Origin of the sequence: Macrococcus carouselicus (assembly GCF_004359515.1) — a bacterium.
Classification (GTDB): domain Bacteria; phylum Bacillota; class Bacilli; order Staphylococcales; family Staphylococcaceae; genus Macrococcus; species Macrococcus carouselicus.
Window position 1 is genome coordinate 1 of the sequence record NZ_SCWD01000009.1, and the last position, 13,649, is coordinate 13,649.

Here is a 13,649-nt window from a genome sequence, read left to right on the forward strand (position 1 = left end):
TGAGGGAGGCGCATGGATGAGCGCCTGCCTCTTCTTTTTTACTCAGGTTTCAGTTTGTGGATCTTCTCGAAGTGGTCGATGAGGGCGAGTGAGATGCCGAGGTTGGGAACTATGAAGAACAGAAAGAGCTTGATACCAAGGATGATGACTGAGTAGCTCGGAGTGACAGTAAGAACGGACATATAGATACCGAGGGCAGTCGCTGTCACCAGAGCGATCCTGAATATCAGCTTTGTCCAGAGTGTCTGGCAGTTGTCAGTGATGGGGAAGCGGGCATACCAGAAATAGAGTGGCAGGCAGCTGAGGGCGATGTTCACAAAGAAGACGGGATACACAAGGAACTGATCAGTCAGTGAGAAGACGGTCGTCCCTAATTTCAGGATGCCGACCACGATAGAATATGCGATGAGATTCATGAGAAGCGGGGGGAATATCAGCTGTGCCATGCCTGCCTCTTTATTTACCGCAGCCTCTTCTGCGCCTGCTTCTTCCTTGTTCTCTGTCGCAGCTACTTCAGTTCCTGCTGCTGTGTTGTCGTCTGGTGTCTCCTTGACCTCATTAGAGGGTATGGCATCAGGTTCAGTGGCTTGGACGTCTTGCTGTGGTGGTGCTGTGTGCTTGCTGTTCATAAGGCTCACCTCTTTCGTTTGATAGTGTCATTATGGCAGGGGTCTGCCGTCCCGTAAACAGCATGACAGTCTCACAGGCGTATGGACAAGGACATCGCTACCTTTAGTTCTCCATACCAAGGTCTAAAGACGAAAAAAGCATCCGATTGTTCGGATGCTTTGAATTTGATATCACTGTGAAGACATTAGTAGCTGGCTATTGTAGTTATCTTTTTAGTGTCCTTGATCAGTTTCTGCAACAGATAAGGATGCATAGGTGTTCTCGGAACGTATATGATATACAATAATATTGGAAATAAAAGTATAAAATCTGTAAAAAAGAGGGTTTATATGAAAAAAATAATAATCTGGCTAGTGATGCTCTTGCTGGTAGGAGGTTTAGCCTACGGTATGTTGAATTTTATGCAGAAGAGACTGGTGGAGAAGACTGTAGATCAGACGTTGCATGAAAAACAGTGGGATACAAAGGTACAGGATAAGAAGACACGGTACATGTCATCATACGGTGAGCATTATGTTGAAGTCACCTTTAAGGATGAAAAGGATATCACCTATCGGATGCAGCTCGTTCCTTATCCGACCGTGAAAGATGTCATTTTCCAGAAGGGGTATGATCCGGAAGTGACGAGCACAGGTTTCAAGGATTCAAGGAATGTAGATAAAACAAAAGCGAGATACACGGTAGAGTGAAATAGATGATTGACACCCACCAGTCCATATGAGGACTGGTGGGTGTTTTATATTTGTGTGACGACAGGACTTGTATTATCGTCATCCTCCCTACCGCCCTGCAGGAAGCGGAAGAGCACCAGACAGCCCCGCTTCTGCTCCTGCGGTTCCCTCTCCCCCGCTTCAATCCCGATGAGTGAGGACAGACCGCTTCAGGGGGTTATCAGTTTTACCATTTTCAACGATTTTTCCTACGGGTGCAGCCGTCAACATGAAAGGATGCGGCAGTCCATCAGGTGTCAGGTTTCGCAGGCTCAACCGCCCCCTGACTGTCCTGCACGCACTTTCATGCTTAGGCTCCCACCCTCGTAAAAATAGTAGAAAATGGTAAAAATATGAGTGTATCTTATTGACAGTATGTATATACTGTTATACAATAGGTATATAGAAAGGAGCTAGGCACAAAGCCCGTAAATAGTCTGCGGGACACACACACGCATAACAAAAAAGAGAGGGAGATTTCAGATGACAATCATGCAGGATGAAAACTATGTATACAAGATTTATGAGATTAGACAGAGTTATAGAAAGACAAGAACGGAGCGTTTCAAGGTCAACAGTCCTGATGCAGCCGTCGGATTCCTGAGGGAAGAGATAGGACACAGAGACAGAGAGGTTGCTTATGTAATGGGTATGAACACAAAGAACGAGGTCACGGTATGCTTTGAGGTATCTGTAGGTTCGGTCAATGCGACGGTGGTTCAACCACGTGAGGTGTTCAAGCCGCTGATACTGAACAGCTGCACAGGCTTCATATTTGCCCACAACCACCCGAGCGGCTCAGCGGAAAATTCGCAGGAAGACGTCGAGATGAGTGAACGACTGGAAGCGGCGGGACATCTGCTCAACATACAGCTTCTTGACTCCATCATTGTGACGGACGAGGAACATCTGAGCATGAAGCAGAACGGTATCATCTAATAACGAGGGGGTGCAATATCCCCTGCCTTTTTTCGGCGGGCTCCGTCTGTCGAGTGCTGACGTGCAGTTTCTGCCCTTGAGAAGACCGCTCAAGGACATCCACGCACGTCAGCACTCGACAACCTCCGCCATTCATCATCAGCATGCAGTCATCTGAATCTGAAGCGGTCATCATCTGAAAACAGTGGAAGCCTAGCCCCTCATAATCGAATAGAGGTGATGAAATGGATATCAAGTTACAGGATAAGATAGTGGACTTCACAGCAATCAAACTGGAGAAGAATGTAGGAAAGGTCTGCCGATGTAAGAGGACACAGTATATTGTGGATGAGAAGCAGTACAGAGTCTACTGCTCGCAGTGCGGTGCTCAGGTTGAAGCATTCAAGGCACTGCTTGATATTGCGACGACCGGCTCCCAGTACTATGAACAAATCAGCAGGCTTCAAGAGCAGAGGAAGCAGCTTGAGGACTACCAACCGACCCGCCGTGTACTGAAGCGGATAGAGGAAATCATCAATACGTCCACATTCCGTCATAAGCCAAGACCGATATGCCCCTGCTGCGATGAGCCTTTTCTTCTTGAGGAGCTTGAGAGAGGCAGACAGTGGCGTGGCGGACATGAAGTTGAGGACAGGATATCGAAGCGACTGAACGGAACCCCTCAGGAATGACGACGATAGCAACAAAAATGAGAATGAAGAGGACTGATGAAAGTTGAACATCACAAGCATAGAGGAACTGAAAGCGTATATGGAGGAGCATGTCATCGGACGTGATGAAGCGGTCGAGATTACAGGGCAGACAAAGACGACGTTCTCGAATGCTGTGAACTTGGGTTATGTGCCTGTATTCTACCGTAATCAGCGGTGTACACTCTATCTGAGAGAGGAGATAGAGGCATATACGGAACAGAAGCGGAAGCGAGCAGAAAACAGACGTAAGGCACATGATATGAGCCACTCAGAAGACGTTTAAGGACATTCAAGGCAAAAGTATATGAAACCCACCACTTAATCATTAGCGTCTCTGTATGGCTCTCAGAGACGCTCAGAAGCGGACTTTAAGAAAACAGGAGGGAGTTGGACGGCATGACAGAAAGAAATGATCGTTATGAGTATAAGGAACAGCCTGAAATCATTTATATGGATGATGTGAAGCGACAGGACAACACAGAGGACAACGGGGATTCGAGATATCCTGAGGCAGAGGAACGTCTTATATGGACGCCTACGCCACCCCCTGACGTCTTATAAATGAAGTGCAGCCTGCTATCACTTGTTTAAACATACAGCTGAAAGGTATACTAGAAACACCCCATGATATAGACGTTACATTGAGTGCCGTTCAAGAAGCGGTGCTCCTTTTTTTGTGAAAAAATACTCTCTATATAAAAATAAAAATCCTGAGAACTCATAAAAGTGATAGTTCAACGCATACAATTAGATATAATAAGACAACAGAATTAAGGAGATATATATGCATAGAGATGAAATTTTATTTTACACTTACTTAGATGAATGTAAGAAAAATTTTTTTACTACGGAATTTTATCAAAATCAAGATAATAAAAATAAAGACTATAATTTTTACTCATTAACAAGTGTTTCTTTCGAATCACAGGAATATCGTAATAAATTTGAAAAAGAATGGTGCGAATTTAAAGAAAGATTTAAAATACCAGATGATACATGTTTGCATTTTGCAGAGTACAAAAAACTTTTATCGAGTAAACATGTAAAGAATATAGAATTGGCTTTCGTACAAAAATCAGCTATATTTTCTTCTGATACTCAAATCAATTTAGAAAAGTTGGAAATTCTCTTGGATGGAGACGAACTTTTAAATGAAAAAGAAAAGAAATCGCTTTTAGATGAGTTTCATCGCATTAAAGATTCTGAAATTGCTATGACGGAAAAATATCAAAAAGGTAAAGAACTCTTTAATAGGTATACGAAAAAAGCGTGGGAAGTCGATGAGAAAGATATGTCGGGATATGAACTCTTCTTAAACTCTCAAGAGCAGTTTGATATTAGAAACGTACATAGCTTTTTCTTGGAATTGAAAAAAATATTAGAGGAAGCAAGTTTTGTCATTTTAAATACAGATTATATTAATTTAAAAAAACCATATTTAGCTAATAGGAAAAACACAGCACCACATATTCCGAGTAATGCTAATATTCTACCTGCTAAAAATCTAAGAAAAGCTGAACCAAGAGTAACAATGAAAAGGCACTTAGACATCCTAATTGAATTTTTGATATCTCGTAAAGTTGATGGTGTGAGTTACCTTGATGAGAACTTACCGGACTCTGTCTATACAAAATTACGTTTTGATGCAGATGGTAAACAGTTTGAGGCAAAAAATGATCTGAAGATGGCGTTTCATGAATGCTTAGCGATTGGAACAGATAGATTTTCACAAAAGACCGCAGTTAAGGTGTTAGATGAAATCAGATTTATTAGAAAAGAAGAAGTTGGAAGTAAAAATAATCCTCCTCACTGCGGGTCGGAAGTAGTGGATTTTTTATGTTCTCTGGTATGCTCAGAAACAAGAGTAAGTTATTTAACCAAAATAGGAGTAATATCTAGTGAAGATTTTCCACCTGGGAAATATGCAACTTTAGTTTTTGAAGAAGAATTAGAAGAGATTACATTTAAAGATATGATTGAAGAGAAGCTGTTTTTGTCTGCAATAATTGATTACACTTAAAATTAGGTAAAAAAAAAACTCGCCAGATCTCATCCGCGAGGCTCGATATAGCAGAAAGCATTCCCTATACCTGTTATTAATTATAAGGTATTTATAAAAATTATCAACTATTTCTCTTTATAATCTGTGTATTCTCCTAAAAATTATTTCAAATTGAATCAGGATTGTTTGTAAAGAAATAATTCTAATTTGGGTTTCAAAAAGTGCCGTTCAAGAAGCGGTGCTCCTTTTTTTGTGAGAAAAACATAAAAAAAACTAAAAATTATATAATTGTAGTTGACTAATACTACTAATAATAGTAGTATACTTGAATCAAGGAGGTGAGGGAATGGTCAAGATGCTTAGGGGCAAGCGGAAGAAAGAGAAACAAAAAGAAGACCTCGAACTTCTGGCGATCAAGGTCACTATAATATCAACAATCGTAACAGTGATACTGGAAGTCCTGAGGTTCATCGCAGAGCAACTTAGGTAACTAGGAGGGGGAGAGGATTCCCCCTACCTCTTAATTATAAGGGAGTTGATAGGATGAGTAAAACAACATTAATCTACACGGCTTGTGTGCTTTCACTGATTGCCTTGCTGCTCAGTGCCATCAATCTATATCTCACGCTCACACAGTAATCAAGGTCGTCCCTAAGCATCAGACCATCAATTCATATCAATATCAGGAAAGGAGCGGGCAAAATGGAAAATCAGGTCACTGCAATGAGAGAGAGCATCAAGCGACTGCTTGATGATGAAAGTATCACAGGTTACGCAATCTTCAAGGAGACGGGTATCAGTCAGTCAACGATAGGTAATTTGAGAAACGGGAAGCGGAGCATAGATAATTTATCTCTGAAGAACGCTGAGGCACTCTACAGGATGACGTTGGAGAATTAAGGGACATACACACACGCATATCAAACGGAAAGGGAGCGACGGGGTATGGAGAAACTGAGCATAAACGTAGGCAATAGAATGATTGAACGTGGAAGCGGAGAGTATATGACAGTGCTTGAGATTGGACGTGGTGAGGTCATATATAGATACGATCGTTATAAGCAGAAGAAACACGCAGTGACGTCTCACAGGCTTCTTACGCTCTTTGTAAGGGACAAGAGCCAGAAATACAAGCAAACCTATGACGATCTGAAGGAGGCTGTCATGAGGGGTGTCAGCGAAGCGGACATGAATATGATTGCTGGCAGGATGCAGGAAATAGAAGAAGAGACTAATATCTAAAACAAAATCAATCGTATACAGAAATAAAAAAAGAAAACAATCCAGAAATGGACTGTTTTCTTTTTTTGATACTTTTATATTTAGAGGGAGAAACTCAAATGACAATTAAAGAATATCATATGATGACATATAAGTAAAAGAAAAATCATAAATATTTTCACATTTTTTAATAATTAAGTATAATTAATTATAGTTAATTATCAATATTGGAGGTCACTCATGCGTAAATATAATTTGAGTGATGTCATCGAGTTTAAGAATATACCTGAGTATTCAGCTGATGACATTATGCGGATTCGTAAGAACCTGCAATTAGGTCGTAATAAGTTTGCACAGCTAACAGGCGTATCAGTTAAGACTATTGAGACTTGGGAGTATGGCAGAAACAGACCGAATGGATCAGCAGCAAGATTGTTGCAGCTGCTCGAGTCCAACCCAGATATATTTATGAGGGAGATGATTAACTTCAGGATAGAATCACTCAAATGACAATGAGAAGCGGTCAATACGCTTCTTTTTTTGGTTTAAATACAAGGTATTTAATTCTATATTTTTATCTATATATAATTAATTTGTGATAACTATCTATAATTACATAGATATAATTAATTTATATAAATTATTAGTTGAGTGTACAAAAGTGTACAAGAGTGTACAAGAGTAGACAAAACACTCTACAATACTACGGTATACGTAGTATATTATATACATAAGCAGCAAACATTATAAAATTTGGGTTATATATAAATGAATAACAAAGTAAATACTAAGACGAAATTACAAGTCTATATGATAGTATTCAGAAGAAAGAACGGTGATATTTTTACTTATAACTTTGCGGGCAAGACAATTGAACAAGCTCAAGAAGAGTTTAATTATGGAAAGACATTTATAGCGTATGAATTAAATGAAGATTCATCAGTAGGAAAAGTACTATGGAGTGCATGAATGACCTTAGTCATTCTTATTCTGAAAGGAGAATAAAATGAGAAAGGTCATTCATGCATTATTGGATTCTACTATGACAGGTTATCAGATCGAAACGCAGACGGGTGTTAGACAATCAACTATATCAGATTTGAGAAGAGGGAAGTTTACAATTGATAGGCTTCCTTTTTCTACAACTGAAACACTTTATAAATTTTGGCTGAGAGAAACCAGTATAAATAAGAAACGGTCTAAATAGGAGACAAATGTATACAAGAGTATACAAGAGTATACAAGAGTATACAAGGATGTACAAATATACTTATTTCCGGCGCTATCAGTTATTCATGTATATTGGTGTACAAGAGTAGACAATAGTATACAAATTAGAGATATATAATGGAAAATTTAATTTATATAAAAAATATTGATAATTATCTTATTATAGATGCTGAAGACTGGGAGAAGATAGAGCAGCATAATTGGTATATAACGTATGCTCACAATACTATTAGGTGTCAGACGATGATAAATTTTAAACGTGTTTCTCTTCCTAGATTTATAAACGGGATAGAAAGTTCATATCAAAAAGTAAAAGGACTAGACTTCAGACGTCGTAATATTGGAATTGATCTCTTTAAATATCGTTATCGGAAACCTCAGTCTAATGCTAAATGTAAATGTAAAGGTGTCAGTTATGATAAGAATGCACGTGGTTCAAAGAAATATAGAGCTGAGATATCAGTTTCTGGTAAGCGTATTTTTCTAGGGAGATATGAAACGGAGGAACAAGCAGCACTTGTATATAATTATGCAGTAGTTGAGTTTTGGGATGGTAATGGTTATTTGAATGATATTGAATGAGGATGTGTAGAATAGCACTCCCTTTTTTCAGAAATATCAGTCATGAAAAAACTTAGATGATATATATTTAAAAAGTAGACAAGAGTAGACAAATAGATACAATTTATAGAAGTAGACAAATAGGTATAAGTTTACAATAATGTCTATATGTAATGTATGGACATATAGATAAGTATTTTAAATAAAGTAATCATCACTTATAAATAGTTGGAGGTGTACAAGGATGTACAAAATATCAAATAATGATGATAATCGTATATCACATATACCAGACTATGATAATGATCTGGAAGTTGTCGTATCTTTGAAGAATCATTTTATTAATATTATGGCTCGTCATGATTGTGATAGCGATAAATATTTAACTATTAAAAGACAGTGTCAATAACGCCTTAAAAATCCTCAAAAACAACGGAATAAAATTCCTCATTTATTGCTAAAGTTGAACCGGGATAATACCCGCCTGTTTCTTCTCTTTCATTCTGAAAGATTCCCCCTTGATGTTGAATGTGACTGAATGATGAAGCAGGCGATCAAGAATAGCTGTTGCCAGTACATCATCGCCAAATACTTTCCCCCATTCAACATAGGATTTATTTGACGTGAGTATCATGGCGCCACGTTCATATCGTTTAGATACAATCTGAAAGAACACATTGGCAGTCAGTTCGTCGAAGGGGAAATAACCCAGCTCATCAACGATGAGTATATCCGGCTTACTCATTCGATTGATGAAATAATGTAATGTTTCCTTGGCTGATGCCTTACGGCATTCATTGACGAATTCGTCAGCCGTTATAAATTTGACAGTGTACCCTTTGATCAGTGCCTCCATACCAAAACTGATCGCCAGATGTGTTTTTCCGACTCCAGGCGGACCGAGCAGTATTCTGTTCTCCCCATTTTCAATAAACCGGCATGTCAGTGTTTCCTTCACTCGTTTCTCATTGACGCTTGGTTGAAATTCAAAATCGAAATCACTGATACTTTTACTGAAAGGAAAACGTGCTGTATGAATACGTTTTTCAAGCAGCTGCTTTTCTCGCTGCTCCCATTCCTCATCAACCAGATTTATTAGAAAATCTAAATATGATATATTATCTCTGGAAGCATCCTCCACCAGATGATCAATGTGTAGAGCGGTGTATTCAAGTCCGAGGGATTTAAGGCGGTATTCCAGCTGTTGATTCATCGACTGTACTCCTCCTCATATTGGATATATGAAGACAGTGGACGATTTTCTACTTCCGGGACAGGAATAGTCTCTTCCAGCTCCAGGGTCGGCAAACCAGCGGAGCGATGGTGAGACTGTTCTTTTTTTGTTCCCGGGAGTCCCTGGTAATGATGATCTTCCATTATCATCAGCTTATGGCCGGTGTTTACTTTGTGCACTGCGACACATTCAATGCCGTCGAAAACTTCAAGGAGCCCATCCCTGGATCTGAGTTTAAGCTGTGCACCTACGAATCGATGGGGAACTGAGTAAAGACTGCCGCGGAAAGAGATGAAACAGTCCTTTGAGACTGTTCTTTGTTCCCATGGTTCCGTACGGTAGAGTGGTCTGACGCCCCATTTTCTAAGTGCCTTGTGTTCAGCTTCAAACATTTCATTGGGACTCTTCTGAGTGGTCTGATTGACTTTGATATGGACCACACGGTCCAGCCAGCCGATTACTTCCTGATTCAGCTCTGCCAGATTATCAGACAGATTTTTTCGCTGAAGAAAATTTGATCTTAAATAGGAGACGGCTCTTTCAACCTTACCTTTAGTCTGGGCTCTGTATGGTTTACAGGCCTTGGGACACACTTCATAATAATTAAGGAAATCCTCAAACTTCTTGTTGAATCTGATCTGTTTGACACTATGTCTGGTGACAACAGTCTTCATATTGTCATAGAGAATCTGTTCAGGCACTCCGTTGAAATAGCTGAATGCATTCATATGACACTTCATCAGTGTTTCCTGTGTCATATCGGCAGTAAATTCAATGTATCTTTTACGGGAGTAACTCATTACCATGATAAATGCGTGGATTGTCTGTCTACTGCCATCTACGATGCATGTTCCCACATTGACAGCCCAGTCAACTTGAGCCTGTCTTCCTGGTGCTGTTTCATATCTGACCGTACCCTGGGCACCTTTTTTCGCTCTCAGAGGTCTGACAAAATCTCTGAGGATTGTTGTCTTTCCGTCATAGCCAAGTGCTCTGATTTCTTCGATGAGCACATTACAGTTGGTGGTTCCTTCACTGATTCTCTTCTCTAGATATCCCTTGTAGGGGTCAAGTTTACTTCCTTTTGATTTTCGTTGGGTCACCGTAGGTGCAGCCCCATTGTTTAGATACCTGGATATCGTCTTACGATCAAATCCCGTTTCCTTTGAAATGGCTGTCACTGTCCAGCCTTTATTTCTTAACTCCCTAATCATAAAAAAATCCTCCATTAATAACGTCATCTTCAAAATCACTTCCAATCTACATCAATTGATATAGATTATCCGTTAATTTTGGGGATTTTTAAAACGTTATTATTGAGGATTTTAACACCGTTACTAACAACAGGTAGATGCTAAGAATAATGTTATAGCAATAGCTGCAAAAAGTAGAGAGAGTATTTGCAAGAAAAGTACCAAAAAAAAGCATGGGATGAGGTTATATGCTTATTAGAAAATATAGTAAAAAACAATGATGATAGTAACAATACAATAATCATATATAAATCTGTTTTAAATATGATGTACAGATTAATATGATGATTCTATTATAATTTTATAATTATGATAGAAATATTGTGATAATATTTTAAAAATATAAATAATAATAAAAATTTATAGTATATAAGTAACTAAAAAGGAATATAGATATATTACCAGGTGGAGTTCTGATTGCTATCAACTGCTGTATTTTAAATCAGTGTACTTTAGAAAAAATTATAATAATAACATTTACAGAAATTAATAAGTATGTTTTTTAATAATAAAATATATGTATTATATATAATATATAATTCTTAAAGTATTATAATTATAAATAGAAACATAATTATACATATTTAAATATAAAATAATTATAGTATCATTTTTGGGACTAATATTATATAATGTATTCAGATATATTTATTAGTTCTATTTTTGGGAATTATAATATATATTGATTTTTATTAGAGTTTTTTTAGTAGTAAATTCGAAGAATTTTTAAAATTATTAAATATAATTTATTATTATAAATAGTGCTATAGAACTGTTTTTATAATAACTAATATTACTAATATAAGCATAAATATGATGATAATTAAAAAGAAGTACAAGAGTGTACAAGGGTGTTTCTGCGTGTACATCAGTATACAAAATTATAATTTATATTAGGAGGAATAGACATGGCAAATACTAAAACACAGAAGAGAATCAGCATAGCCAAGACAAAAAGTGAATTAATCTTAGAATGGTTTATTAGTGTTGGGGCAGCTAACATTACTTATCGAAAAGTTATTCAAGAAAAATTAAATAAAGGGAAGTCCACAATTTATCGAATGGTTGATAAATTAAAAGAAATTCAAGCTGAAGACGGTAGTTTTGATGCCCTTGCACAAGTTTTTACGATTGCTGAGTTAAATATCATCATTGATCTATTCAATGAATATCAAATAGCACCGCCAGAAGCTAAAGATACACCTGAAGAAAAGCATGAGAAAGAACTCGCTAAACAGTCAGAGACAGTTAATAAGCATTTAAAGGATATGGGTATGAAGCCTGTAGAGCATCATATGACAGAGGATGATGCTAAAGAAGTGAGCATAGAGCAAAGCATTGATGAAAGCGGGAAGACGTTAGACCTAGAACAGCGTTTTGAACGCTTTAACAAGTAGGTGCTTTATGGAGAAGAAAGAATGGAGATTTGTTGTAAATCTGCAACCTGTGCCTACTCCACGACCGCAATTTAAATATAATGCTAATAATAAATCTGTTATCACTTATTATCATGAAAATTATACAGAGTATCTTAAAGCAATTGAGAGCTTACTCATTGAGGCAGATGCCTATAATGATGACTTTTACGAGGTCATGAGTAGCAAGTTAGGAGTTCGAGCAGAGGTCTACTTTTACCTGCAAGTCCCCAAGAGTCAAAAAAAGATTAATAATATCATGAGAACAACTGCGCCAGATATCGACAATCTACTCAAAGCCATACTTGACGGCATATTCAACCGCAATTTAAAGATAACAGATAGTCGCATTGTTATGGTTCAGATGGCTAAATTTCAGACAATGGATAATCCACGTACTGAAATTATATTAAGGGGGGTTGAATGATGAGTACAAATTTAGATAAGTTTCGCGTGATTGAGAAGATGATGGAAGAGGCTCGACCATTGATGGTAGAATATCTTGCTGTTCTTGATGAAAGACAAGCGTATATGAGCATTTATAGATCGGAGTATCGTAAGCTGCGTAATGGATCGAAAGAAGCTATTAGAATAGTTGAGGAACACGTTAGATCAAAAGATGATTTTTCTGCTCTGTATGATGACGTCGTTTATGCTGTGAGAGAAGCTATAGAAAGGCTTGAGGAGGCTCGCCAAACGGAAGATGAGACGGAACACTTAGAAAAGGTCATTGGGGCTTTGAGAGACGTACTGGGAGACTTTAAAAGGCATTCAGGAATTAATCTAAAGGCGATAGAGAAGAGTAAAGAGATATCAGATCGCTATAACATACCCTTACAGGGTCTTCAGAGCTTCATAGAGCTACAAGAATCTCAATCTACTCCTCTACCCATAGAGTCGGCAGAGGAGCTGTTAGAGGAGCTTGAGAAAGCTGATAGATTGTATCTAGCATCATTCAGAGAGTACAGAGAGATGTGTGAGAGTGACGATGAGGTCTATATACTGTACAGTGATATCGTAGATGACTTGCTGGAAGCGGGATTGAATGCTGCTGCCGATAAGTTAGAGAGCGTGTTGCCAGAATCAAGCGCAGAGCGTGTTGCGAGACCAGATCCTCAACCATTGCTATCAATACTCACACCTATAAAGAGCTCGGGCTTAGAGTATTTTCAGAGTAAAAACGCTAAGTCTGAGAGCTATAACTATAATGTCAACTTTGCTAGAGAACTAGCATACACAAGAAGAGCGTTGCTCGAACAAAGAGAGATGAAAGGCACGAATAACGCCTTTAAAAGAATCAACGAGGCTTATGATCTCTTAGAAACATATATGTACGAGCGGTTTCATCAGCTAGGCGGAACGCCTTATAATTACCACGGACACCTTAACAGATAAGGGTTGACCGCTTCGGCGGTCTTTTTTTATGCCTAAAAATAAGACAATTTAGCACCAATAATGGAAAATATAAATAAATAAAGAAAATATAACCTTATAACTTTTTAAATATATAAAAATAAAAAGAATTACAGAGCAAATAATAATGTAAATTATATAAAAACACTAAACAAATCAAGACATATAAAAAATGTAATAACTTATAAAAGACAAAAATAAAATAGTTTATATAATAGACCCAAATATGGGAACAAAAAATAACCATGACGGGAGGTAGTCCCAAAAATAAGACCATAGGCGCCCAGCCTATGGGCTATTAGCCCATAGGCTGGGCGCCTATGGTCTTATTTTTGTCTCTTTTACCCAT

At 38.0% G+C, this 13,649-nt stretch carries 18 protein-coding genes; 15 read left to right on the top strand and 3 right to left on the bottom strand.

From position 1 onward, the window contains the following. Window positions 1-38: 38 nt before the first annotated feature. A complete protein-coding gene (locus ERX40_RS10805; protein ID WP_133418506.1) occupies window positions 39-629 on the bottom strand; it encodes a hypothetical protein in 591 nt (196 codons plus the stop codon). A 330-nt stretch (window positions 630-959) separates the two neighbouring features. On the opposite strand from ERX40_RS10805, the gene ERX40_RS10810 reads away from it, so the two are divergent. From ERX40_RS10810 to ERX40_RS10860, 12 genes are all read left to right on the top strand, one after another. Next, window positions 960-1,319 (top strand): DUF3139 domain-containing protein, encoded by a 360-nt coding sequence (locus ERX40_RS10810; protein ID WP_165980755.1) that lies wholly within the window; start codon window positions 960-962, stop codon window positions 1,317-1,319. 504 nt (window positions 1,320-1,823) lie between these two features. Then, a complete protein-coding gene (locus ERX40_RS10815) occupies window positions 1,824-2,279 on the top strand; it encodes a JAB domain-containing protein (RefSeq protein ID WP_133418508.1) in 456 nt (151 codons plus the stop codon). A 224-nt stretch (window positions 2,280-2,503) separates the two neighbouring features. Beyond that, the gene (locus ERX40_RS10820; protein ID WP_133418509.1) at window positions 2,504-2,950 is read left to right on the top strand and encodes a hypothetical protein; all 447 of its coding nucleotides are present in this window, start codon (window positions 2,504-2,506) and stop codon (window positions 2,948-2,950) included. 43 nt (window positions 2,951-2,993) lie between these two features. After that, complete coding sequence (locus tag ERX40_RS10825; RefSeq protein ID WP_133418510.1) at window positions 2,994-3,254, top strand: hypothetical protein; 261 nt, start codon at window positions 2,994-2,996, stop codon at window positions 3,252-3,254. 113 nt (window positions 3,255-3,367) lie between these two features. Further along, window positions 3,368-3,532 (top strand): hypothetical protein, encoded by a 165-nt coding sequence (locus ERX40_RS11355; RefSeq protein ID WP_165980756.1) that lies wholly within the window; start codon window positions 3,368-3,370, stop codon window positions 3,530-3,532. A 223-nt stretch (window positions 3,533-3,755) separates the two neighbouring features. Next, on the top strand, window positions 3,756-4,991 hold the full coding sequence (locus ERX40_RS10830; protein ID WP_133418511.1) for a hypothetical protein: 1,236 nt from the start codon (window positions 3,756-3,758) through the stop codon (window positions 4,989-4,991). 328 nt (window positions 4,992-5,319) lie between these two features. Beyond that, window positions 5,320-5,463 carry a hypothetical protein gene (locus tag ERX40_RS11360; RefSeq protein ID WP_165980757.1) on the top strand — a complete coding sequence of 48 codons (144 nt, stop codon included), beginning with the start codon at window positions 5,320-5,322 and terminating at the stop codon, window positions 5,461-5,463. Between the two features lie 233 nt (window positions 5,464-5,696). Further along, a complete protein-coding gene (locus tag ERX40_RS10835) occupies window positions 5,697-5,873 on the top strand; it encodes a hypothetical protein (RefSeq protein WP_243713056.1) in 177 nt (58 codons plus the stop codon). A 45-nt stretch (window positions 5,874-5,918) separates the two neighbouring features. After that, the gene (locus ERX40_RS10840) at window positions 5,919-6,215 is read left to right on the top strand and encodes a hypothetical protein (protein ID WP_133418513.1); all 297 of its coding nucleotides are present in this window, start codon (window positions 5,919-5,921) and stop codon (window positions 6,213-6,215) included. 219 nt (window positions 6,216-6,434) lie between these two features. Further along, on the top strand, window positions 6,435-6,704 hold the full coding sequence (locus ERX40_RS10845) for a helix-turn-helix domain-containing protein (protein WP_133418514.1): 270 nt from the start codon (window positions 6,435-6,437) through the stop codon (window positions 6,702-6,704). A gap of 258 nt (window positions 6,705-6,962) precedes the next feature. Beyond that, entirely contained in the window at window positions 6,963-7,163 is a 201-nt protein-coding gene (locus tag ERX40_RS10850) for a hypothetical protein (protein WP_133418515.1), read from the top strand. 378 nt (window positions 7,164-7,541) lie between these two features. After that, window positions 7,542-8,006 carry an AP2/ERF family transcription factor gene (locus ERX40_RS10860; RefSeq protein ID WP_133418517.1) on the top strand — a complete coding sequence of 155 codons (465 nt, stop codon included), beginning with the start codon at window positions 7,542-7,544 and terminating at the stop codon, window positions 8,004-8,006. Between the two features lie 436 nt (window positions 8,007-8,442). Here the strand turns inward: ERX40_RS10860 and istB are convergent, their stop codons facing one another. After that, window positions 8,443-9,198, bottom strand: a complete 756-nt coding sequence (gene istB, locus ERX40_RS10865; protein ID WP_133418518.1) for an IS21-like element helper ATPase IstB — start codon at window positions 9,196-9,198, stop codon at window positions 8,443-8,445. Next, window positions 9,195-10,448, bottom strand: coding sequence for an IS21 family transposase (gene istA, locus ERX40_RS10870; RefSeq protein WP_424960732.1), 1,254 nt, complete (start codon window positions 10,446-10,448; stop codon window positions 9,195-9,197). Before istA ends, istB begins: the two co-directional genes overlap by 4 nt. 932 nt (window positions 10,449-11,380) lie before the next feature. Between istA and ERX40_RS10875 the strand changes: the two genes are divergently transcribed. The 3 genes from ERX40_RS10875 to ERX40_RS10885 are packed head-to-tail and all read left to right on the top strand — an operon-like array spanning window position 11,381 to window position 13,282. Next, complete coding sequence (locus tag ERX40_RS10875) at window positions 11,381-11,869, top strand: hypothetical protein (protein ID WP_133418520.1); 489 nt, start codon at window positions 11,381-11,383, stop codon at window positions 11,867-11,869. Between the two features lie 7 nt (window positions 11,870-11,876). Beyond that, window positions 11,877-12,314 (top strand): RusA family crossover junction endodeoxyribonuclease, encoded by a 438-nt coding sequence (locus ERX40_RS10880; protein WP_133418521.1) that lies wholly within the window; start codon window positions 11,877-11,879, stop codon window positions 12,312-12,314. Continuing rightward, window positions 12,311-13,282, top strand: a complete 972-nt coding sequence (locus tag ERX40_RS10885; protein ID WP_133418522.1) for a hypothetical protein — start codon at window positions 12,311-12,313, stop codon at window positions 13,280-13,282. Before ERX40_RS10880 ends, ERX40_RS10885 begins: the two co-directional genes overlap by 4 nt. Window positions 13,283-13,649 lie beyond the last annotated feature (367 nt).

What these genes read in the sequence shown, in the direction of transcription:
- istA (WP_424960732.1), bottom strand. Translation starts at nt 10,448, where the DNA reads ATGGAGGATTTTTTTATGATTAGGGAGTTAAGAAATAAAGGCTGGACA.
- ERX40_RS10885 (WP_133418522.1), top strand. Translation starts at nt 12,311, where the DNA reads ATGATGAGTACAAATTTAGATAAGTTTCGCGTGATTGAGAAGATGATG.
- ERX40_RS10820 (WP_133418509.1), top strand. Translation starts at nt 2,504, where the DNA reads ATGGATATCAAGTTACAGGATAAGATAGTGGACTTCACAGCAATCAAA.
- ERX40_RS10810 (WP_165980755.1), top strand. Translation starts at nt 960, where the DNA reads ATGAAAAAAATAATAATCTGGCTAGTGATGCTCTTGCTGGTAGGAGGT.
- ERX40_RS10835 (WP_243713056.1), top strand. Translation starts at nt 5,697, where the DNA reads ATGAGAGAGAGCATCAAGCGACTGCTTGATGATGAAAGTATCACAGGT.
- ERX40_RS10830 (WP_133418511.1), top strand. Translation starts at nt 3,756, where the DNA reads ATGCATAGAGATGAAATTTTATTTTACACTTACTTAGATGAATGTAAG.
- ERX40_RS10815 (WP_133418508.1), top strand. Translation starts at nt 1,824, where the DNA reads ATGACAATCATGCAGGATGAAAACTATGTATACAAGATTTATGAGATT.
- ERX40_RS10875 (WP_133418520.1), top strand. Translation starts at nt 11,381, where the DNA reads ATGGCAAATACTAAAACACAGAAGAGAATCAGCATAGCCAAGACAAAA.
- ERX40_RS10805 (WP_133418506.1), bottom strand. Translation starts at nt 629, where the DNA reads ATGAACAGCAAGCACACAGCACCACCACAGCAAGACGTCCAAGCCACT.
- ERX40_RS10850 (WP_133418515.1), top strand. Translation starts at nt 6,963, where the DNA reads ATGAATAACAAAGTAAATACTAAGACGAAATTACAAGTCTATATGATA.
- ERX40_RS10840 (WP_133418513.1), top strand. Translation starts at nt 5,919, where the DNA reads ATGGAGAAACTGAGCATAAACGTAGGCAATAGAATGATTGAACGTGGA.
- ERX40_RS11360 (WP_165980757.1), top strand. Translation starts at nt 5,320, where the DNA reads ATGGTCAAGATGCTTAGGGGCAAGCGGAAGAAAGAGAAACAAAAAGAA.
- ERX40_RS10845 (WP_133418514.1), top strand. Translation starts at nt 6,435, where the DNA reads ATGCGTAAATATAATTTGAGTGATGTCATCGAGTTTAAGAATATACCT.
- ERX40_RS10860 (WP_133418517.1), top strand. Translation starts at nt 7,542, where the DNA reads ATGGAAAATTTAATTTATATAAAAAATATTGATAATTATCTTATTATA.
- ERX40_RS11355 (WP_165980756.1), top strand. Translation starts at nt 3,368, where the DNA reads ATGACAGAAAGAAATGATCGTTATGAGTATAAGGAACAGCCTGAAATC.
- istB (WP_133418518.1), bottom strand. Translation starts at nt 9,198, where the DNA reads ATGAATCAACAGCTGGAATACCGCCTTAAATCCCTCGGACTTGAATAC.
- ERX40_RS10880 (WP_133418521.1), top strand. Translation starts at nt 11,877, where the DNA reads ATGGAGAAGAAAGAATGGAGATTTGTTGTAAATCTGCAACCTGTGCCT.